24 protein-coding genes and 1 pseudogene are annotated in these 21,607 nt (G+C 44.1%); 6 read left to right on the top strand and 19 right to left on the bottom strand.

Features of this window, described 5'->3' with window-relative positions; translation table 11 throughout:
* Nucleotides 1-93: 93 nt before the first annotated feature.
* From rho to ACJJIT_RS11845, 3 genes are all read right to left on the bottom strand, one after another.
* On the bottom strand, nt 94-1,032 hold the full coding sequence (rho, locus tag ACJJIT_RS11835) for a transcription termination factor Rho (protein WP_444898514.1): 939 nt from the start codon (nt 1,030-1,032) through the stop codon (nt 94-96).
* A 145-nt stretch (nt 1,033-1,177) separates the two neighbouring features.
* Nucleotides 1,178-2,062 carry an alpha/beta fold hydrolase gene (locus ACJJIT_RS11840; protein WP_444898515.1) on the bottom strand — a complete coding sequence of 295 codons (885 nt, stop codon included), beginning with the start codon at nt 2,060-2,062 and terminating at the stop codon, nt 1,178-1,180.
* A gap of 574 nt (nt 2,063-2,636) precedes the next feature.
* Nucleotides 2,637-3,524, bottom strand: a complete 888-nt coding sequence (locus ACJJIT_RS11845) for a LysR family transcriptional regulator (RefSeq protein WP_444898516.1) — start codon at nt 3,522-3,524, stop codon at nt 2,637-2,639.
* 126 nt (nt 3,525-3,650) lie between these two features.
* On the opposite strand from ACJJIT_RS11845, the gene ACJJIT_RS11850 reads away from it, so the two are divergent.
* The gene (locus ACJJIT_RS11850) at nt 3,651-4,259 is read left to right on the top strand and encodes a short chain dehydrogenase (RefSeq protein ID WP_444898517.1); all 609 of its coding nucleotides are present in this window, start codon (nt 3,651-3,653) and stop codon (nt 4,257-4,259) included.
* A 1,323-nt stretch (nt 4,260-5,582) separates the two neighbouring features.
* Here ACJJIT_RS11850 and ACJJIT_RS11855 read toward each other — a convergent pair.
* Nucleotides 5,583-6,758: a glycosyltransferase family 4 protein gene (locus tag ACJJIT_RS11855; protein WP_444898518.1), complete on the bottom strand. Its 1,176-nt coding sequence runs from the start codon at nt 6,756-6,758 to the stop codon at nt 5,583-5,585.
* A 270-nt stretch (nt 6,759-7,028) separates the two neighbouring features.
* Complete coding sequence (locus ACJJIT_RS11860; RefSeq protein ID WP_444898519.1) at nt 7,029-7,952, bottom strand: DMT family transporter; 924 nt, start codon at nt 7,950-7,952, stop codon at nt 7,029-7,031.
* 562 nt (nt 7,953-8,514) lie between these two features.
* Here ACJJIT_RS11860 and ACJJIT_RS11865 point away from each other — a divergent pair.
* Nucleotides 8,515-8,829, top strand: coding sequence for a transposase (locus ACJJIT_RS11865; protein WP_444898520.1), 315 nt, complete (start codon nt 8,515-8,517; stop codon nt 8,827-8,829).
* Nucleotides 8,830-8,836: 7 nt separating this feature from the next.
* Nucleotides 8,837-9,229, top strand: a pseudogene (locus tag ACJJIT_RS11870) (transposase); the annotation flags it as partial.
* A gap of 237 nt (nt 9,230-9,466) precedes the next feature.
* Here ACJJIT_RS11870 and ACJJIT_RS11875 read toward each other — a convergent pair.
* The 14 genes from ACJJIT_RS11875 to ACJJIT_RS11940 all read right to left on the bottom strand — a co-directional run bounded on the left by ACJJIT_RS11875 (nt 9,467) and on the right by ACJJIT_RS11940 (nt 18,924).
* Nucleotides 9,467-9,691, bottom strand: coding sequence for a hypothetical protein (locus tag ACJJIT_RS11875; RefSeq protein ID WP_252085455.1), 225 nt, complete (start codon nt 9,689-9,691; stop codon nt 9,467-9,469).
* Nucleotides 9,692-10,003: 312 nt separating this feature from the next.
* The gene (locus ACJJIT_RS11880) at nt 10,004-10,324 is read right to left on the bottom strand and encodes a DUF4279 domain-containing protein (RefSeq protein WP_444898521.1); all 321 of its coding nucleotides are present in this window, start codon (nt 10,322-10,324) and stop codon (nt 10,004-10,006) included.
* A gap of 208 nt (nt 10,325-10,532) precedes the next feature.
* Nucleotides 10,533-11,171, bottom strand: coding sequence for a LysE family translocator (locus ACJJIT_RS11885; protein WP_444898522.1), 639 nt, complete (start codon nt 11,169-11,171; stop codon nt 10,533-10,535).
* 125 nt (nt 11,172-11,296) lie between these two features.
* Nucleotides 11,297-11,452: an IS3 family transposase gene (locus ACJJIT_RS11890; RefSeq protein WP_444900915.1), complete on the bottom strand. Its 156-nt coding sequence runs from the start codon at nt 11,450-11,452 to the stop codon at nt 11,297-11,299.
* Between the two features lie 12 nt (nt 11,453-11,464).
* Nucleotides 11,465-11,713 carry a transposase gene (locus ACJJIT_RS11895; RefSeq protein WP_444898523.1) on the bottom strand — a complete coding sequence of 83 codons (249 nt, stop codon included), beginning with the start codon at nt 11,711-11,713 and terminating at the stop codon, nt 11,465-11,467.
* On the bottom strand, nt 11,703-12,152 hold the full coding sequence (locus tag ACJJIT_RS11900) for an IS3 family transposase (protein ID WP_444898524.1): 450 nt from the start codon (nt 12,150-12,152) through the stop codon (nt 11,703-11,705). The genes ACJJIT_RS11895 and ACJJIT_RS11900 overlap by 11 nt, the downstream gene beginning before the upstream one ends.
* Nucleotides 12,104-12,457 (bottom strand): transposase, encoded by a 354-nt coding sequence (locus tag ACJJIT_RS11905; RefSeq protein ID WP_444898525.1) that lies wholly within the window; start codon nt 12,455-12,457, stop codon nt 12,104-12,106. The genes ACJJIT_RS11900 and ACJJIT_RS11905 overlap by 49 nt, the downstream gene beginning before the upstream one ends.
* Nucleotides 12,458-12,553: 96 nt before the next feature.
* Nucleotides 12,554-12,910, bottom strand: a complete 357-nt coding sequence (locus tag ACJJIT_RS11910) for a DUF6508 domain-containing protein (RefSeq protein WP_444898526.1) — start codon at nt 12,908-12,910, stop codon at nt 12,554-12,556.
* A gap of 92 nt (nt 12,911-13,002) precedes the next feature.
* The gene (locus tag ACJJIT_RS11915) at nt 13,003-13,425 is read right to left on the bottom strand and encodes a GNAT family N-acetyltransferase (RefSeq protein WP_444898527.1); all 423 of its coding nucleotides are present in this window, start codon (nt 13,423-13,425) and stop codon (nt 13,003-13,005) included.
* Between the two features lie 463 nt (nt 13,426-13,888).
* Nucleotides 13,889-14,317, bottom strand: a complete 429-nt coding sequence (locus tag ACJJIT_RS11920) for a hypothetical protein (RefSeq protein ID WP_444888325.1) — start codon at nt 14,315-14,317, stop codon at nt 13,889-13,891.
* A 103-nt stretch (nt 14,318-14,420) separates the two neighbouring features.
* Nucleotides 14,421-14,855: an ankyrin repeat domain-containing protein gene (locus ACJJIT_RS11925; protein WP_444898528.1), complete on the bottom strand. Its 435-nt coding sequence runs from the start codon at nt 14,853-14,855 to the stop codon at nt 14,421-14,423.
* An 892-nt stretch (nt 14,856-15,747) separates the two neighbouring features.
* A complete protein-coding gene (locus tag ACJJIT_RS11930) occupies nt 15,748-17,139 on the bottom strand; it encodes a class II 3-deoxy-7-phosphoheptulonate synthase (protein WP_444890695.1) in 1,392 nt (463 codons plus the stop codon).
* A 68-nt stretch (nt 17,140-17,207) separates the two neighbouring features.
* The gene (locus ACJJIT_RS11935) at nt 17,208-18,398 is read right to left on the bottom strand and encodes an amino acid aminotransferase (protein WP_444888645.1); all 1,191 of its coding nucleotides are present in this window, start codon (nt 18,396-18,398) and stop codon (nt 17,208-17,210) included.
* A 25-nt stretch (nt 18,399-18,423) separates the two neighbouring features.
* Complete coding sequence (locus ACJJIT_RS11940; protein ID WP_444898529.1) at nt 18,424-18,924, bottom strand: MarR family winged helix-turn-helix transcriptional regulator; 501 nt, start codon at nt 18,922-18,924, stop codon at nt 18,424-18,426.
* Nucleotides 18,925-19,190: 266 nt separating this feature from the next.
* On the opposite strand from ACJJIT_RS11940, the gene ACJJIT_RS11945 reads away from it, so the two are divergent.
* From ACJJIT_RS11945 to ACJJIT_RS11955, 3 genes are all read left to right on the top strand, one after another.
* Complete coding sequence (locus tag ACJJIT_RS11945; protein ID WP_444898530.1) at nt 19,191-20,324, top strand: homogentisate 1,2-dioxygenase; 1,134 nt, start codon at nt 19,191-19,193, stop codon at nt 20,322-20,324.
* Nucleotides 20,325-20,399: 75 nt separating this feature from the next.
* The gene (gene maiA / locus ACJJIT_RS11950; RefSeq protein WP_444898531.1) at nt 20,400-21,029 is read left to right on the top strand and encodes a maleylacetoacetate isomerase; all 630 of its coding nucleotides are present in this window, start codon (nt 20,400-20,402) and stop codon (nt 21,027-21,029) included.
* 190 nt (nt 21,030-21,219) lie between these two features.
* Nucleotides 21,220-21,504, top strand: coding sequence for a 2TM domain-containing protein (locus ACJJIT_RS11955; RefSeq protein ID WP_444898532.1), 285 nt, complete (start codon nt 21,220-21,222; stop codon nt 21,502-21,504).
* The last annotated feature ends 103 nt before the right edge of the window (nt 21,505-21,607 follow it).

The following is a 21,607-nucleotide window of genomic DNA, read 5'->3' on the forward strand; positions in this document are numbered from 1 at the left end:
TGACTAACAGCTGTCATAATAAGGGCTCGGGTTTTCAGTAACTAACCCCTAAAATGTTAAGCGGCTAAATACTCCCCTTAAACTTAACCAAAATTAGTGGCCAAGTAACTCCGCATTAGTCGGGTACTTTTTAAGGAGTTCAATAAGTTTTTTAGTGCCGTCTACAGTCTTGAGGCTGGCAAACGTTCTTCGTAAAGCTCTTATAGCTGCAATATCTTTCGAGTTAAACAGGACTTCCTCACGGCGAGTACTGCTTTTAGCAATATCCAAGGCAGGGAAAATTCGCTGTCTCGCAACTTCCTTTGACAATACTACCTCCATATTTCCCGTACCTTTAAACTCCTCAAATATCACCTGGTCCATTCGGCTTCCGGTATCCACGAGTATCGTTGCCAGAATCGTAAGTGAGCCACCGCCTTCAATCTTTCTCGCAGCGCCAAATAGCTTTCTAGGTATCTCCATAGCCCTGGCATCTATCCCGCCAGACATTGTACACCCCCTACCGCTCTGCTGCGCATTGTGCACCCGTGATAGCCTTGTCAACGAGTCAACTACAATCATTACATCCTGGCCTTCGCCGGCTTCCTTACAGGCCCTATCAAGGAGTTCATTAGCTGCCCGCACATGCTCTTTATAGCTATGATCAGAAGAGGAAGCATACACTTCTGCCGGTACACTTCGCTTGAAGTCAGTAACCTCCTCTGGCCTTTCATCAATCAGCAAAGCGTACAGCTTTATTTCGGGGTAAGCCTTCCCCACTGCTTGGCAGATATGCTTGAGGATAGTGGTTTTGCCACAGCCCGGAGGAGCCACAATCAAGCCTCGTTGCCCCTTGCCAATTGGCGTAATCAAATCCATCGCCCGTACCGTAAGTTGCTGAGAACCTGACTCAAGGCGAATAGGCTCAGATGGATTAATAGCTACGCCATTTAAGAACCGCTTCTTTGGATCAGAAGTATCCTCTTGCTTTTTATCAACCTTTTTAGGCTCCGTATTTCTTTTTACCTTTAAGGATAATATTTTTCTAGACATAATATGCGCTTTACAAATCATTCCCCACTGGGGAGCACTTTAACTTTTGAAACAAAAATACAGAGAACCAGATTTTCCTGATCCTCTATGTTTATCGACACGAAACCACTCTAAATACAAGTTAAGTAAAGCAGGGGCTTATATATTATTTATCATTCTCCATGGCAGAAAGAAACTGATCGAGCACCTGATTAAACTCTCTAGGTCTCTCCCAAAACATCATGTGTTTTCCCATATAAACAGCAGTGGCAGACGGTGTATTGGCCTTAATCCATTTATCCGCAACACTTTTAACTTCCTCTCTCACAACATACAATAGGGGCAATTTACCTTCCAATGCTACAAGATCATCACTATAGTCCAGGTAAAACCCGGTCGCGTTGGTAATTGAAGCGACACTACTAGAGGTCTGATTAGCAATCTGGGTAACCCAGGCAATATTTTCCTTTGAAGGGTTTTCAAGCATCCATTTCACAAATTCACTAATTACATTATCTCGATCTTCTATAATGCCCTCAGTAAATGAGCGTGAATAGCCGTCCGAATCATCATTTAGATACCAAACCCACTCATCACGGCTTGCTCCCGCTATATCTGGTCCAGTATCAATCATGATCATCGCTTTCAGTTTATCGGAACCAAACTGATTCAAATAGGCCAATTGCTCTGTTACGCCATATGACCAACCTGCCAATATCACGCTGTCTATATCCAATTTCTCTATTAACTTAGCCAGGTCTCTAGCATGTTGTTGATAGGTGTGCCCCTCGACGGGCTTTGATGATTTGCCCTGCCCACGGGGATCATATGCCAGTGCGCGGTACTTTTTAGAATCTTTAAAGTGAGCAAGTTGATGCTCAAAAACGTCTGCCGACATCATCCAGCCAGGAATAAAAATAATGGCAGTATCACCACTCCCCGATTGTTCATAATAAATAGTGAGGTCTTTATCTATCTCGACTTCTTCTGCAGCCACATTGACCACAGATAAACCAATCCCGATAATTACCATTCTTAAGAAGTTTCGCATTTTCAACACTCTTCCCCACTCTCAATCACGTTGTTAAATCGTCACCCCAATGAAAATTGGGGCATTAAAGCCTGGTAATTCTCTACCGTCAAATTAACTGACTTACTAAGGTGGTACCACTTCAAACCGGCTTGATTAATTAACAACTCCATCTCTTTCGATGAGTCATTAACTAATCCATGGGTTCCAGCTTTTTATTTAAAATTATACATTCAGCGGAAACTCGTATCTTCTCGCCTTCGATAGTCAAAATGCCTTTAGATTTTAAAATGATATACATCTCCTCAATATCACAATCGGTATGCTCACCCACAGAGCTAAACCGTGGCATCACAACAGGAATAGCAAAGTTTCATACTTTATTAAAATCTCTGCATTTAAGGGCTTGATATGTTTCTACGCCACCCTCTCCGTCGTACCTCTCCTGTTCAACTTCTTATTGCACTTATAAAAATCAAGAATCATTTATTTTCCCGATAAAATTGGGTTTCTAAAGATCTCATTTACTCAGCACCTCCTGAATCCCCTATACCCCTCTCGCACCTTTATGTACTTTAATATCAACTACAGAATACTAGGCACTCTCTCTCAACAAGTTTACAACCCAATTATGTAAAGCATCATGATCTGAACGTGGATGCCATGCGGCTATAACATCAAACTCTATCGGTTTGTTTTTCAGATTAAGAATGGCAAGGTTTGAATCACTCGCTACACGTTTAGGTAAAAAAGCAAGCATATCTGTTTTCTTGAGATATTGTGGAACCGTGGTAAAACATGGTGTAGACATAACAACATTTCTACGCAAACGGTACTTTGCAAACCAACCATCAATAATTCCTGACGCCCCAGACTTAAGCGGAGATGCCATAAGATGCGGCTCGGAAGCTATTTCCTCCAAACCTAGCTTCTTCTTTACCAGAGGCGAACTCTTTGCCGTAACGCAGACATAGTAATCAGTAAATAACGTGATAGAGGAGTACAGCTCAGAATTTATATCCGAATCTGCAACGATTAAATCTACCTTGGCTTCACTCATTAACTCTTCCAGTCTGTCTGTAGCAATATCCCGTATTACCACTTTCAAGTTGGGAGCTAACGCTCTGAGTTTAGGCAATAAGCTGGGAAGCACCACTTGCTGGGAATAATCTGTCGCAGCGATGGTATAGGTTTGCGCTATTTTAGCTGGGTCAAAAACTGCTGGCTCCAGCAATTTATCTAACCCCTGGAGGATCACATCAACCTTTTTCCCTAAGTTTATTGCTGTCGGTGTTGGAATTAGTCCATTGCTTTTCCGGAGAAAAAGTTCATCACTAAAAATATCTCTCAACTTTTTTAAATGTTCACTAACTGCTTGCTGAGTAAGGCCGATCTGGCTTGCGACACGAGATACACTTCTTTCAGAGATTAATGCCTGGAATATTCGGAGTTGCTTGACCTCCAATCGATTTATTTGGTTCACACTTGTATCTCTTACAAATAAATAATGTTTAACATTGTATCACAATAAAACTAGCATTCCCCTAGTAATTGAGCAGCATCGCATTGCGGAAAATAGCAAATTCTTCATATAAAACAGGTACTTAGAGTGAAAAACGTTATCCTTATTGGCGCACAAGGTAAGATGGGACAGGCCGCATTAACAGGGTTAAGCAGCCACAGGGTTATCACAGCAAGTCGCTCGGGCAAGGGATGTGACCATCAGGTTAATATAACTGATGAAGAGTCCATCAGACGACTGTTTGAGACAGTGGGTGACTTCGATGCTGTCGTAAACACCGCAGGTTTCTGTGAATACGCAGACTTTGTCGCTATGACTGAGCAGCAATGGATGACAACGGTAATGAGCAAGATGATGGGGCAAATCAATCTTGTAAGAATCGGTCAAGAGTATATCGCCGATAAAGGATCCTTTACGCTAATATCCGGTATTCTAAGCATCAAGCCGATCCCCATGGCAATTGCCGATGCAACAACTAGTGGAGCAATTGATACCTTTGTCAAATGCGTTGCTTATGAACTCCCCAGGGGAATTCGAATCAATGCGGTTAATCCGACGGTATTGAAAGAAGCCTGGGATGTCTACGGTGATATGATGCCAGGCTTTGAGCCCGTGCCGGGGCACCTGGTCGGAAAAGCTTTTGAGCGCTCTGTAGATGGATTTATAACGGGCGAAGTAATCTTCGTTGATGCCTAGTAGCCTCCTTTCTTGCGTGAAGGAACTAATTATATTCGTTGAGCGGACCCCCTACGATTTCTATAAGTATCCTTCACGGATTGGTACAGTTTATGCTGCAACAAATCTTCTACTAGAGACTTACGGGAGTGACAATAAATACCATCCACCTACAGATATCATACATACATTTTAATATGCTCCCTTTCGTTTATATTCATGAATCCTAGATTCCCACAATAACCAACACACTTGGCAATAGTAACAGAGTCCAACTAGCCGTAGGCTGATTCACTTCCACACAAACAAATCAAGAACCCCATGAGAACCCACACCAAACAGCTGACCTTGAAAGAGCGATACCAGATCGAAGCCCTCATTAGACAGAGCTATTCAGCTCGAGTCATTGTGCTATAGCTCAATCGCTTTCATCCTTTTCAGCAAGCAGCTGAATCTATGATATGGAACTTTGATTCTCTAAGGATTAACTGCTCATTAACTGCCCAAATATGAAGTCAGCAAAACTTTATCGTAACCAGGCACTCCCTATACCATTTGACAAAATAGAAACACTTCATTTACACGACCTATTGAATACTCGATTGGAATTACAACAGGACAGCAAAAAAATTCCTATCAAAACTGCATAAAATTTAATCGGGAAAGTAATTCTTTGTGAGCTGAAAATTCCAGTTTTTATAAAAAAATTAAAACCGAGGTCACGATTATCCCTTTCAAGCTGAACTTGATAAAATAAAATTAATTGAATTTCTTGAGCTCACACACTCCGAAACTCTGGAGAAAAAAATTGGATCAAGTCTTCCAGACTCCCCTAAAAGGTCGCATAAATAAATATACTATATGTATTGAGAAATCATTGAACCCCAAGTGATACAATTCAATCTATTTGGTTTTACTGCAAAAAAGCTTCCTCCCAAACCTTAAAAAAACGATATGTAACCCTACAATTAGTAAAGTGTCTGAACTAGACAAAGAGTCAAATTTTTTATCGCCTTTGCATAGACATATCGCATCCCCCTCCCTATCCGTGACAAATACCATCTATAGAAGCAATTTCGACTCCTTCCTTCTGAGCCCTGATTAGAGCAACGAGATGTACCAGAAAAGCAATAACTGCTAATGCATCCAAAAACTCATCAATCACACTTAAGCTATCCCACAAAACACTAAAGTTTAACCCTCACAACCTCCCTTCCTATTCCTAAAATTAACTATTATGCCGTAGAAAATTTTTATCAGTAAAAATCTGAGTATTTCAAATCACATAGATATATTCTCGCTATAAGATATACATTAATCCTTTCCAAATCATCAGAGTCATACTCAAGTATCTGGTATACTATATTCTTCCAACAATTCACAAGGAAGAGAGCTAGCCTCATCATATAATGCCATAATCTCACGGTACTGATCTAACAACCATGCATCCCAATACTTTTGATCATGAGAGTCTAAAACCCGCTTCCTTCCGCACTTACCAAGCGAATCAAGTTTTTCATCATCATAGATGATAGAATTTATATCCTGAAACAATTCACCAGATATATAATTTTTTTCACCAACACCTCCAAAGTTTGAATAGGAACCTTTATACCAATTTTCTTCATCTATAGCACCAATATAGCCCTGTGAACCAATCGCTATTACCGGCCGATTACTCGCCAGACAATCGAGAGCGCTCCGCCCTGGTGCCACTACTAAGTCAGCCGATTGATAAAGAGCATTAAGCTTATCCTCCGACTGCCAACCTAAAAACGTTATGCACTTATGGCCAAGATACTCATTAAGTTCATTTGCCGCCAGCTCTAAATCAGCTTTTCCAGGGCCATCACCAGCTACAATCCACCGCCAAGAGTCTATCTTATACCTAGCCTGATATATCCAGGCATCCTTAACGCAGTTTAAAATAAATTTTTTATCTATCCCCATTCGACAAGAAAAAATAATTATTCGACAGCCCTTTATCATATTATTATCAATAAAACATTCAACCTCTTTAAGACGATCTAGTCTACTTTCATGGCCGGCGTAGAAAACTTCAGTGTTAACTGCATTTGGGTAGACAAAAATCTTATGAAGGCTTTCAATACCGTTTTTAACAAGATGATCCCTGACTCCAAGACTGACGCAATAAATACGGCTGAATTCATCACAATCATCTACTAAAGTATCAGTGTACTTACCGTGGACTGTAAGTAATATGGGTATATTTAAGTTTTTGGCAATACCTTGGCCTATCTCCCTGGATGCAAAGGGGTGCGCATGAATGAGATCGAACTTATAGCTTTCAGATATTTCAGCAATTGATTTGGATAAATCGCTAAAATCATCCTCAATAATATCTATACCACTATCACGACACTGTTGTGCGAAAGGGCCAGGCTTACATAATATAGTGCAACGCCATCCTTCACGGATAATTGCTTTAGCTTGAGCGTACACATGTGAGTGGAGCCCACCTAACGGCGCCTTAAAAAAGACAGGAACAAGAATATGCATACTCCCTCCTTAAATTTATATTGAAGACCGACTTCTCATAGAGCATATCCTGCTATTAAAATCAAACCTAACAAAAGATATAGATACAGCAGGCTATAGAGATAATTAGGCTAGCATCAATCACCATAGTCAACCTCAAACCGAACATCCCAAGTTAATACCCCAGAAAGTTAAGACAAGAACTTTAAAATGCTCCAAGCCAGAAACATTCACAAAAGCTTCCCCATACTTCATAGACCATGATAAAATGAGAAAGCAATCAAGTAGAGCTTAAGTAACTTTATTCGAAAACTTTCGAATAAAGTTAAACCCCTTTTTACTTGCAATTAAAGAAAGACCACTCATTCTCCGACCAGCGTCTGATGTATAAATACCAGCACTCAAGACTATAATCGCCCCAAGTATTGTAAATCCATCTGGGAATTCGCCAAAGATAAAAAAACCAATCGCTATCGCCCAAAATAACAAGGTATAGTTAAAAGGCTGCAAAGTTGAAGCCCGAGCATAGGTAAGAGCTTTAATCAATAAATAATGACCCATTGCACCAAAAAGCCCATTAAGTATTAATAGTTGCCAGCCAATAAACGTTGGGTCTACCCAGTTAAAGGGTGCTAGTCCACCAAATACAATGAGGCCTATAAAGGCCGTATAAAAGACTGTTGTAGCGGAACTATCAAATTGGCTGACATGACGAGAAAGGACTTGATAGGATGCCCATAAAATGGCTCCACTGATCGGTATAACAACATACCAGCTCAAAATACCCAATCCAGGGCGAATAATAATCAAAGCACCTATAAAGCCAATAGCGACAGCAATCCAACTTCTTCGGTCTACCTTCTCCCCAAGAAACCATCCAGCCATTAGCATAGCGAACAATGGGGCCATTGTAGCGATTGCATGGACATCTGCTAATGGCATCATGCTAAAAGCAAGTATAAATACCGTAACCTCAACCACAAGTAAAAGTGACCTTAAAACTTGAGTACCCCAAATATTACTTCGAACCTGCTTGAGATCACCTTTGAGTGAAGCTATAAGCATTACAATAATAAAAAAAATTGCAAATCGAACAGCCATAATTTGCACAATAGGATAGATTTGAACAAGTAGTTTACCGGTTGCATCCATACCGGCTATACAGAGCATAGCTACAATACTGAGAAATATTCCTCGACTGCTTTTTACCTTCAATTTTCTATATCCATCAATAAAAATCAAAATTCACAAGAAAACACTTTAATCCAATACCCTCCCATATAGTTTCAATCTTTTAAAACTGCACTAAGAAAATCACGAGCTAAATGTATTAAAAATTATATCTGTCGATCACCAACTTAAAACATCAACAGATCACCTAGCAAGCTTAGGGAGAGATATTTCAATGTAGATACCACCTTTATTCAGTTTATACGAAAATTTTTTCATATTACCTCAAATTTTAAACCCAAGTAAACCATATCCTAGCTCTCAGCACTTTATTGGCTTTGTTAAACTTTCAAATAGTACAAGAGACAATTTTACCAAGACCAAACACTTTGACTTTTCATTTGCGAAGTTACTCAACTGACGCATCACAAAATTCAACCCTCTTATTTTCGTACAAATGGGGCGCTTTGCTTTTACTACACTCTTGATGAAACAATCTAGAAGCTGTTTCATAACTTGAAATCAGTTATTCTTGCGACCTCACGGAATGATAAGACCAGTAAGTGTGAGTAGATTTAAGTCAGAATTAACCGGCGCTCAGTGAAAATTGATTGAGCCTTGCTTTCCCCAGCTAAAACGTGGAAAAGGAGGTCCCAAACCCATTGTTAACCGTGCATGTTTTGAAGGTATCTTGTGGATTTTGCGCTCAGGAGCACGATGGAAGGATCTCCCCCCATCTTACCCTTCGCCAAGTCTTGCTGGAGAAGGCTCCAGTTTTGGGAAGAGCAAGGCGCTTGGTTGGAGGCTTGGAGAAAATTTCTCGGACAGCTCGATCAAAGATCCCTGCTTAATTGGGAAGAAGTCTTTTCGGATAATAGCTTTGCTTCAGCAAAAAAAGGGGAGCAGAAGTCGGAAAAACTAAGCGAGGCAAGGGTACAAAGTGGATGGTGGTGGTCGATGGCGAAGGTATTCCATTGGGAGGCACCGTTACTTCGGCCTCACCAGCAGAAGTAAATTTATTACATCCACTACCCGATGTTACCTATGAAAATACAAAAAATCGACGTCTAGTGTACGACAAGGCTACAGATTCTGATCCACTACGCCATAGTTTGGCCCGCCGTGAAATTGACCTGATTTGCCCTCACCGTAGGAATAGAAGAAAACCTTCGAAACAAGATGGCAGAAAGCTTAGGAGATATGTGCGACGTTGGAAAGTTGAGCGAACTTTTGCATGGCTAGGGAACTACCGTCGTTTAGTTGTCAGGTGGGATCGCTACTTATCTTCATTCAGAGCTTTTTCTATATTGCCTGCATGTTAATTACGCTAAAGAAGTTATGAAACAGCTTCTAACACATACTCTTTGAAAAGCGACGCCTGCCCTAGAATACTGAGATGGACCGTTTTAAATTAAATGCCTCCACCTGAGGCACTTAGTTCAACCCAGATCGGAAGCATTTTTTCTTAATGTGTAGACATAAGGCAACACAATCACACTTGATTTTGAAATACTAAACAATCCTTGACTATCAACTCTTTTTTCATGTTATTTTAAAGCTCAAAATGTTCTTCCGAGAGCTGTATACCAGTTTTTACCTGCAAGCATTTCACCTGCTTCTATTAGATACCGGATATCTTTAGTATCAATATATTTCTGACATAAACCTCCCATATCACTATTTTTCAATTCATCTGGAAGTTTTTCCCAATCTCTTAGGTCATTATGTACTAGGGAGTAAAAAGCAAATGTGATCGCTCTCCAATCTTCTTTATTGGCTTTCATCAGGTAAAGATTCTTTTCATGGATAAGTCTTATACATAACGCTCGTAGCACGAGAAAAACGAAGGCGTAGAAACTGCAACCGGCATTTCCTCGCCCCACTTTCCTCCTTCCTTCATGTTCTTGTTCACCTCCAAGATATAGAAAAAAACAATGAACCCAACTGCCAACGCGGCGATACAGGATATTAAAAATAAGATGTAGCTGACTAAGGCTATTCCATCTGCACTCATGATCACCTAATGCCTGCTGGATAGACGGTAAAGCTGCACAGCGATTTGGAAGTCCAAGATACGAAGTGGCCAGTTGTGCTTGCTATACATTTTCATCATCCGGGCCATACATGTCAAAATCTACTTCAATTCCACGCTGGCCCAACGCAAGCAGCGCTTCTGAGCTTATACTTATACCCTCCATTGAGCGCTCCATGAAGAGACCACAAAATAAATCTAAACTATATTTCTCTGCGAGTTTTTTCCAAACTTCTAGATCATGAGTCAACTTATTTAGAATTTCGAATATTTGAGAATCTAAATCACCTGGCACTTCTTCATTAGCTTCAATACGCCACATTCCAAACCTTGCTATGCGTGGTTTTCCACTACGCACCCACGAAAATGGCTCACCTTTAATCATCTTCGCTGTAGGCTAACTGCCTAATAACTCACTGATTTCGTCAGGTAATAATTCATCTCCGATAACTCTCAAGCTTGCTTTAGTTTTTGATAGAGTCGCCATGATTTTATGTATATCTAACAACCCAAGATGGGGCAATAACAGGTGGGTCATAATACGGAACGGAGTGACGGGAGCCCACGTATAATTTTCCCGCTTACTTGGTTTGTTAGCTGCTCTTCGCCAAGGCCAATTTAGTGCCAAATCCAATAAATACAACACCCGTAATAGAGTTTAACCAAGTTTTGAATTTAGGGTGGCTGGTAGTATTTTTTACCTTGGTTAAAGTGAAGACCATAGCCGAAAACCATACAACATTAACCAGTGAGTGTGCAGTAACAAGAGAGTATGCACTGAAAGCACTGCCATCTACGCGCATAAATTGCGGAAAAGCAGCGAGATAGAAGATTGATACTTTAGGGTTAAGTGTATTAGTTAAAAAGCCTTCAAAAAAAGCCCCTTTTATAGATGTTGGCTTTTGCTGCAATACTGCCTCTAAGTTATTTGCAGCTGTGCTTTTACTTATAGCATTTCTAAGTGCTTTTAAACCCAGCCAAATTAAATATGCAGCGCCCAGCATTTTAAAAACAAGAAAGGCGTTTGCAGATTGCACCAAGAGAATAGATATACCAAATATAGATAGCGTACCATGTACATAGAAAGCAGCCACGAACCCCGAGATATTGGCCAAACCAGCTCGATGCCCTGACAAAGGAACTGTTTTCGTTATGAGGAATCCATTAGGCCCAGGAGAAATCACGAGCAATGTTGCCACAGCAATAAACGTAAAAATATTGTTCCAATCCATTTCAATTCTCTGAAAAAAAGTAAATGCTAAATGGCAGTTAACGCCCAAAGCAGCGACGCGCTTTAGCGCGTCTTGACCGGAGGCGAAGCCTCCCCCCTTAAAGTAGACGCCACCTTATATTCATCTTATGCGGTCATTCTTTCATATTCATCTGGGCTTTTGAACCCAAGTGAACCATGTCTTCTTTTAAAGTTATAGTAACTGTCAAGATACCAAGCTAAGTTAGTTCTTAGCTCCTCAACGGACTCAAAATTAAACCCTTTAAAACTCTCAATTTTCAGTGTTTGAAAAAATTATTCTACATGCACATTGTCATTCATAAACCCTGGACGATTCATACTCGGCTCAATACCCAGCTCTTTGAGCCGGTTTTGGTATGCATAAGCACCGTACTCAGAACCTCGGTCGCTGTGAAATATTAGATTTGATTCTATATTTCTACGACGAACAGCTTTATTTAGAGCTGACAGTATTAGCTCAACGGTTCGAGTATCCAACAGCCCCCAACCCAACACTTTTCGGGAGTAAAGATCAATAATCACAGCTAAATATTACCATTGCCCATTGAGAGTCTGGTTTACTCGGCATACCATGCTCTTTTTGTAAGTTTTGAATCTTAATGCAAGGATTTCCAGGCAAAGGGCGTCGACGATAGATCCTTGCAGCTTTCCCCACGATTCCAGCTTCTCTCATAAGGCCTTCATCGCGTTTGTGATTTATTCGTTCACCATTAGCTTTCAGCTCTGCGCAAATTCTTGGACTTCCATAATTACCATCATGCTGCGCATAGATAGTTTCGATACATGCTAGAATTCGCCTATTTTCTATTTCTTGAGTGCTCTCATCGCGGTTGAGCCACTTATAAAACCCCTGGGGTGAAACATTCAAGTATCTACATAAGTACCTGACACCAAAGTCTGATCGATTAAGAGCTATGAACGAGAATCTTTCGGCTTTGGATCTTTCAGGTACATTTCCCACTTTTTTAGGAAATCATTCTCCTTTTGCAATTTCTCAACCTGCTTTTTAAGACGTTTTATCTCTTTATCATCAGTTTGAGACTGAGTTTTCGTTATCTTTGTCATACTTATTCTACGACTGGGCTTCTCGACCAGCTTGCCTTCTCTACTTTCCTGTCGCCATCTATACACCATTACTGGATGCAAACCAATAATGTTAGCGATAGTAGTCGTATCTACTTTCAGTTGATTAGTGAGAGCTACCACTCTAACTTTGAACTCTGTTGAATATTCAACAACCCGCTCTTCACTCAGTTTTTTCGGCATTTTTTCCTACCCTATTCAAAAGGTAGACGTCTACTCCATGGGGGAAGGTTTCGTCCCACGGAGGGCCGAAGGCCCGGAGTATTCTGCCCGGCTTTGTTATGCATGATGCAGGTCTTGAAGTCGCTTAAGGACTGGTTCTAGAAGCCTATTTCTGAGTGTTAGCTCCCAGGAACCCTCACAAAATCTTTCTGCTCTCGCTGCTGCAGTTAAAGCCCACCTGACTTCTTCAAATGTAGCTCGATCTATCGAATCTAAAATACTTCTAATTTTCTTTGGCTGATACTCATATGCTACCCAAGGCGGGCGCTCTAAAAGATTCATAAAATCAGAGATCTCATCTGGATAATAAGGATATCCTTCATGACGAGTTACTTTTGGAAGCGCCAAAATCGCCAACTGATAGCATGACAATAAATTCTCTATACTTTCAATATTCAATGCTTCAGTTCTCATATGCATAACGCCCTCAATAACCGGCAGACCGCGCGAAGCGTGGACTGTCCGGCGGAAGCTGCGCAGCAGCTGGAACGAAGTTAATTGATTTGTTATGCATTTGGGTATCTAGTCATCATATTTGAGCCCGGTATATCACTATTTTTAAAGCCATACTTACGATAAAAACTATATAGCTCAGATTGAGGAATTGGACTGCCAAAAGCGGCAATTGGAATAGCATCCAATTCAACTTCCAAACCATAAACGTCCGCTAACTCGCATATCTTATTCAAAATTATGGAGCCATATCCTTGTCTTTTCGAATATATAAATATGTATGCTAACTCAACATAACCATCGACAGTGCCCTTCGGCTTTCGTAGGTCGACGCATCCTATTGGTTCGAGATCTACATGCACGATCAATGGTTCGAAAGGGCCTTTCAGCAATTCGCTTTCGTGACGGTGCAGCTCATCTACTTCAGAAGCTTCAAAGTATTTTCTGAATTTTTCGATAAGCTTTCGTTCATTCATGATGCATAACGCTCACCGCACAGGCGAGCAACTTGTTGCGAGTCCAGCGCACGAAGTGCGCGCTTGTGCCGGTGCTTGTTATGTTTCACGCCACTACGACCTCACTTCAAGATCTGATGGCAACATATACAAGCTATTTGGAGAGGGATTGTGACAGTGCAACCCCATTTCACTTAAATTTCTTTCGAACCTCACAAGAACTCGCCCACGAGAGTTTTCTAACTCTTCGATTGTTCCGTGCGCTCCTATCAATCTCCAGTAGTTCTCAGCAGGATCACAGTCTTGCGGTGATAAAGAATCACCATTAAAGGATACAAGCTTTACTTTCGATCCAAGATTCATCGTTAATTTCTCATTCGAAACATAACGCCCACAGCAGGGGCGGCTGAAGAGAAGCGTAGGCCGTCCCGCAGAGGCCCCTATAGGGGCCGACGCTAACTGCCTGTGATTGTTAGCATGTTCACTATTTGACTTCAATATCATGACTTTCCCAACTTTCAAAGTGGTTAAACCAACTAAGGATGAAAGAGCCACTGGGAGCTTTTTTTACAAAGTAGCCAATTCCTTTGCCTGGCTGTTTGTAAAGGTTTACCTCACATGAGTACTCTGAAGCTCGGACATATTGTGGCGACAACGACTTTAGCACTTCTGGGATATCCTCATGCATTAAAGTGCGCTCTTCTCCATCCTTTATTAACTTCGAGCACTCATTAATTATTAGCTCGTGCTCGATACTGCCATGTTTGCTCAGAAGTTCTTTAGCCTCGCCGATTGAGTTAATAGAGTTTATATCCCACAACCAGACAAATCCTATAGTTAAGAATATAAGGATTGCTGAAACTCCAATAGTTCCAAGAAACAGCCAACGCAGTATTCTATATAAAAATTTCATATTTACTGAATGCTAACGCCCCGCTAAGCGGTGAACGAAACGCAGTGTAGTGAGTCCAGTGGAGGCCGATCTTTTTGCGGCCGAAACGTGTTTGAGCGGTTTGTTATATTTCATAGCCATACTGCTTGAAGTAGCTTTTTATTAATCTAACATTCTTCTCTGGTATATCAAAAGCATTAGTTTTTAGTGCCCTGCCACATGTATTTGATACATACTCATTAAGCTCAGCTCCAAGCTCGAGCAACAGAATTACAGTTTCAGTATGTCCGTGCTCAACGGCATGGATTAATGCAAATTCCGGTATAGGTGAACCGAGGCTACGTAAAAGCTCAATGCCTTCAGTATGGTTTTCAATTGCCAGCCAATGCAACACATTTTCCCCTGCCCAGCATGTCTCATAGAGCACTTCAGGGTTAGCAGTAACAATATCCTTAACCTTATGAGGCTCTTTTAACACAGCATCCAGAAGAAGGCCGAATTCGTGGCTTCGCCCTTTCTTGAGTGCGGTGTAACTAGGAGGCCTAATTCTTTTTCTCATCTCAAATGCAGGCTATCCTGCGAAAAATATAACGCTCTGCGCACAGGCGAGCGAAACGTAGTGTAGCGAGTCCAGCCCGCGCTTTTTGCGGGCGATTGTGCCGCAGTTTGTTATAAGTTATTGCCACGATGTTTCTTCCTTAACGCCCTAGCACTAACTGGCTTTAGTGGGCAGTATTTTGCAAAAACAAACTCAGCTAAAAACGGACCCGCAATTAGTAAGGAGCCAAAAACCAATAAACTTTGAAGTCTCAATCCCAAGTAAATAGCAAGGATAGGTATAAACGCCCATCCGAATGCTATTACCCTCTTAGATAAGGCTGCATATTCATACTGGAAAAAGCATTTCTCACAATGCATTCTACTTGAGAAAGATAACATCTTTACCTTTACAGTTTTCTCTTTACATTTTGGGCATTTTCTCATCATGACTTGTAACATTTATATAGTGATCATCACGACCACTATTATCTTGATTACTATTTCAGATGCAAATTCCCGCCATGGCTCTGACTTCCCCTCAAAAATCAACTAGATACAATTAATTGGCACTATCTTCACAAATGGAAAAATGGTCATCATGACCACTATCACAGATTTCTTGCCGCATCCAACCCGTTGATTTCATTAGGCTTTCATCACCAATCTACAAATACTCAGAAATAACGGTCACGACGACCGAAATCTCTGGTCTGTTTGAGTCACGAAATGGATGTAGGTTTCAAACTTGAAATTATTGAACGCTGGAACTACTAACTGGCACTCAAGCTGGGGGCCATTTCTTAGCTCCCGGCTTTGAACTCTCAGCTTTATTTCCAGTAAAGAAAAACCCCTTGTCCAATTGTCGATCTCAGAGCAAGGGGTTTTAATGTATTAGTATTTAAATTAAGCCGTTAGGCAATTCGCCCAGCACGCAGCCATTCAGATACGCAGAAAGCCAGCTCCAGCACTTGGTCGGCATTCAGTCTTGGGTCGCATTGGGTGCGATAGCAGCTGGCAAGATCCGCTTCGGAAATTTTCCAGGCACCACCGGTGCACTCGGTTACATGTTCACCGGTCATTTCCAGGTGAATACCGCCGGGGTGACTGCCTTCGGACCAGTGTACCGAGAAGAAGTCGCGGATCTCTCGTAAAACTTTATCGAAATCGCGGGTTTTGTAGCCATTGCCAGCTTTTACCGTGTTGCCATGCATGGGGTCGGTACTCCAGACCACAGAGCGCCCCTCTGCCTGCACTGCACGTACCAGTGCGGGCAGCTTATCGGCGAGGATATCGGCTCCCATACGGGTAATTAAGGTAAGGCGGCCAGCTTCGTTCTCAGGGTTGAGTTTATCAATCAAGCGCAGCAACTCATCAGGCTGCATATTGGGGCCGACTTTTACGCCGATAGGATTGCAAACCCCGGAGAGGAATTCCACATGGGCACCATCCAGCTGGCGAGTTCGCTCACCAATCCAGAGCATATGCGCAGAACAGTCATACCATTTACCGGTGAGGCTATCGGTGCGAGTGAGCGCCTGCTCGTATTCCAGTAATAGTGCTTCGTGTGAGGTGTAAAGCACCGTCTCTCGAATTGCGGGAGTATTTTCTGAGGTAACGCCGCACACCGCCATAAATTCCAGTGCTTCTTGCAGGCGCTCGGCTAAGAGTGCGTATTTTTCACGCTGCGGATTGTTCTTAAGAAAGCTCAGGTTCCAACCATGCACCTGGTGTAAATCAGCCAGGCCGCCCTGGGCGAAAGCGCGCAGTAGGTTGAGAGTCGCCGCCGACTGGTTATAAGCGGTGACCATACGCTGAGGATCTGGCTGGCGAGCTTCCGCAGTAAAGTCGATACCGTTGATAATATCTCCACGGTAACTTGGCAGCTCAACACCATTAATCGTTTCTGTATCGGCAGATCGGGGCTTGGCATACTGGCCTGCCATCCGAGCCACTTTTACTACGGGTAAATTACCTGCAAACGTCAGTACTACAGCCATTTGCAGCAGCACTTTAAATGTATCGCGAATACGGTTTGCGTTGAAATCGGCAAAAGATTCGGCACAGTCGCCGCCCTGTAACAAAAACGCCTTACCCTCCGCTACCTGGGCCAATTGACGGCGCAGCTCACGCGCTTCGGCAGCAAATACCAAAGGTGGGTGGCCAGCTAACTGTTTGGCAACCTGGGCAACATCATCGGTGGAGGTGTATTTGGGCTGTTGGTGTGCGGTGAAGTTTCGCCAGCTCTGCGGGGTCCAGATTTGGGTGGGGGATTCAGACACTGGGACTCCTAGCTCAACTTCCATCTTTCACTCTTACTTCTTTGGGTAAAACTTAAGGGTGAGCAATACGCTCACCCCCAAATGTGCCGAATTTACAGCACGCTGGCAACTGCCTTGCAGAAGTATTCCATATTGTTGGAGCTCAAACCGGCAATACTGATGCGGCTGGAGTCCACCATATAGATGGAATAGTCCTTCTGCAGCTGCTGCACCTGCTCTGGACTAATGCCCAGGAAGGAGAACATGCCTTTCTGCTGGCGGATAAAGCCGAAATCACCAGCAGCTCCGGCAGCGGCCAAGCCTTCTACCAAACCGGCGCGTAGCCCGTTGATACGTTCACGCATCTCGGTCAATTCCGCTTCCCAGTTCGCTTTAAGGCCTGCATCTGTAAGGATAGATTCCACAATCGCTGCACCGTGGGAAGGTGGCATGGAATAGTTCCCACGAATGGCACTCAGCATCTGGCTATGGCCTTTATCGGCGCTCTCACCGTTGGCATAGATCACCATCGCCAGGCCTACACGCTCACGGTAGAGGCCGAAGTTTTTAGAACAGGAGGCTGCCACTAACATCTCGGGCACAGATTCAGCCATCAGGCGAAGACCATAGGCATCGTCTTCCAAGCTTTCGCCAAAGCCCTGGTAGGCCATATCAATAAACGGGGTGAAGCCCTGTTTTTGCGCCATTTCAGCCAGTACTTTCCACTGCTCGCGAGAAAGATCCGCACCACAGGGGTTGTGGCAGCAGGCGTGGAACAGAACCACATCACCCTCACCCACGTTCTTTAGGGTCTCCACCATTTTGTCGAACTGCAAGCTGCTGGTAGCGCGGTCGTAATAAGGGTAACTCTTGATGTTGAGGCCAGCGTTACCAAGAAGCGGAACATGGTTCGCCCAGGTAGGATCGCTCACCCAAACCGTGGCCCCAGCCTTGGCGCGATTGATCAGCTCTGCCAGAGCGCGCAGGGCTCCACATCCACCGGGGGTTTGCGCTGAGCGCACTCGGCCTCCAATCATGGCCGGATGGCCAGCGCCCAGTATCAGCTCCTGCATCACCGAATTGAACCCTGGGGTACCCGCAGGGCCAATATAGGCTTTGGTTTCCTCGCTTTGCAGTAAGCGAGTCTCTGCCTCTTTTACCGCCTGTAAAACGGCAGTGTGGCCGGCCTCATCCTTGTAGACCCCTACCCCAAGGTCAATTTTGCTGGGGTTTTCATCCGCACGGTAGCTGGCCAGCAGGCCGAGAATTGGGTCTGGCGGTAGGCTGCTTAAATGCTCAAACATTTGAAAACTCCTTTATTTATCCTATTTATTGGTCTATCAAGCCGCGCTCGGACCACTCCTTAGCGCGAACCATCAGTTTTTCGATAATGCCATCCAGTTGCTCCCGCTCCTCAGAGGAGAGCGAGGCAATCAAATCATTTTCATACTGCTGCGCGAGCGGCACTATGCGCGCATACACCTCACTCCCCAGCTCAGACAGGTTCAACACCTGACGACGGCGATCCGCAGGGTCTTCACTGCGAGTGATGTAATCATTCTTAAGTAGAGAGGAAACAGCGCGGCTAATGGCCACTTTATCCATGGCTGTCTGCTCCACCAGCTCAGCAGCGGAAAGATCGGGAAAGCGCCCGAGAATGGCCATCACCCGCCAGGCGGGAATGGTGAGATGGAAGCGCGCACCATACGCTTGAGAGATGGCGTTACTCACGCGGTTCGAGAGCACCGAAAGGCGATATGGCAAGAACTTCTCCAGGCGCAACTCATCCTGCTTTACCGCCGCATCCGGCGCATTGTGGTCATTGGTCATGGCTGCTCTCACACCTGCCTATCTTCGAACCCCGGTTGTACCAGATGTCCAATTTAACTAACATTGGTTTCAATTGTAACCACTGCGCGCACGAATGTTGCGCAGCAACATCCTGGAGCACCGGACAAAATTGGTCGCACAGTATAGGGTTTTCAGCGCCATTTTTGTTACCAGTCTGCCGGTTAAACGCAAAAAACATGCGTGGCAGTCCATCGAGTTGATCAATGTTCCGCCAGCCGCCCTGCGAGCAAGATGCGAGGCCGCCCATGAACAAGTGGATTCGCTTTCCCCGCGTAGAAGGGAAGACCAGCCGACAGGCCCATGCAGATTTCCCGGCCAATACCTTTGAGAGGGAAATGGGCAAGGAGGGCTTTTTTGGCCCCTGTACGCATTTCTACCATAGCCATCCCCCCACAGGCTGGAGCCAATTCACAGGCCCACTGCGACCACACGCCTTCGATAGCACCAAACTGCAACATTCAGGCGATAGCCCCTGGGACCAGAAACCCCTTCTGCGCAATGAAAATAGCCTGGTGGGCCTGTGGATTTGCCGGGAACCCATGGACCATTTAATACGCAATGCCGATGGCGACCAACTTCTCTTCGTCCACAACGGCAGTGGGAAGCTGTTCTGTGATTTTGGCCGGCTGAGTATCCGCGATGGTGACTATATACTCCTACCGCGCGGGACCATGTGGAGACTCTCCCCTACTGAAAACGAGCCCCTGGAATTACTGCTGATCGAGGCAAGCGGTGGGCATTTCCAGCTCCCAGAGAAGGGGATTCTCGGCCCCAATGCTATCTTTGACGAGGCAATCTTGGATGTGCCGAGCATCGACGAAGCCTTTCTCGCCCAACAGGGAGACACCCAGTGGCAGGTAGTGGTGAAGGCACGCCAACAACTCTCCAAGATCACCTACCCATTTAACCCACTAGATGCCACTGGTTGGACCGGTGACAACCTCGCAGTAAGAATCAACTGGAGAGATATTCGCCCAGTAATGAGTCATCGCTACCATCTGCCCCCCTCTGCCCACACCACTTTTGTGGGCCCGGGCTTTGTCGTAGCCACTTTTGTGCCGCGCCCCATTGAGAGTGATCCCGGCGCTCTAAAAGTACCGTTTTTTCACAGTAATGACGATTACGATGAGCTTATCTTTTACCACCGCGGCAATTTTTTCAGCCGGGATAATATTCACCCCGGCATGCTCACATTGCACCCCATGGGATTCACCCACGGGCCCCACCCAAAGGCATTTGCCACCGGCGCAAAACATGCCCGCAAGGCAACCGATGAAGTGGCGGTCATGATCGATAGCCGCACCCCATGGGATATACTGCCGGATGCCGAGGCGATAGAGTTTGAGGATTACGTGAACTCCTGGAAAACGCCACAATAACAGGGGAAAGAATTAATAAATTAATCGGCAGCTTTCCCAGCCGCCACCATAATGACTGACAATAAAGGAAAGAGAATGGACCTTTACGGATACTTCCGCTCCTCCGCAAGCTACCGAGTGCGTATTGGGCTTAATTTAAAAGGCCTGAGCTATAACTATCTCCCAGTCAATCTAGTGAAAGGCGATCAACACAGCGAGCAGTATCGCCAGCTAAACCCCCAGGGGCTTCTGCCAACGCTCAATGACGGGGACATCAGCCTCACTCAATCTATGGCTATTTTGGAGTGGTTGGAAGAAACTCACCCAGAGCCAGCGCTCTTACCCAAAGATGCCGAGGCTCGCGCCCATGTTCGAGCCCTTGCACAAAGCATTGCCAGCGATATCCAACCCCTGCAAAACCTCCGCGTGCTCAAATATCTGATTTCTGAATTCAAAGTAACTGAAGAGCAGAAAATTCAGTGGATTCAGCACTGGATTCACTTGGGATTTGCCGCCCTGGAGAAACAGCTAGAACCCGCGCCTTTTGCCGCTGGTGACACCCCCGGGCTTTTTGAGTGCTGCTTACTACCGCAGGTGTATAACGCCGAACGTTTTGGTATGGATATGAATCAGTACCCCAAAATACAAAAGATCACCCAGGCCTGTAACGAATTAGCAGCCTTTATTGATGCTCACCCCGAAAAACAGCCCGATAGCACTGTATAGTCTATTTAAGTAAGCCAGATCCCGGCTTCTCCGGGCTCTGGCTTACATGAATATCCAGTCATAAAACTCTTAACAAAACTCAACTGTTATCCCAGCTTTTACACTTGCCCACCATAGCGCGCAGTGGTTAAGATTCTGCACATAAGCAATAAAATATAACCACCGCAGTATCTATCACTGAGATCAAAAAATGCAGCCTGAGCAAGCAACTTCTGCAAGAGAGAAGGAAGCCATCGAGCATGTAAGAAAGCTCAAAGGCTTTCACCAACACCTAATTACTTATTTGATAGTGATTGCTGGACTTTTAATAGCTAATTTAATCCTCACCCCAGAGTACCTTTGGTCTCTCTGGGCAGCCCTTGGTTGGGGCATCGGAATCGCCTCCCACGCTGTGCGAACTTTTAAACCTTTTACATTGTTTGGGCCTGAGTGGGAGAAAAAGCAGGTAGAGAAAAGATTAAAAAAGAAGCCTTAAGTCAAGACACAGCCTTACCGCTTCAAGCCTGGTTACGCTCTCCTCCGTGTACACCTTTATAAAAGATCTACAAACCATTTTAATCAGTGCAGGCGTTCTTTAT

It is taken from the genome of Microbulbifer mixtoriginis (SeqCode) (genome assembly GCF_052467515.1).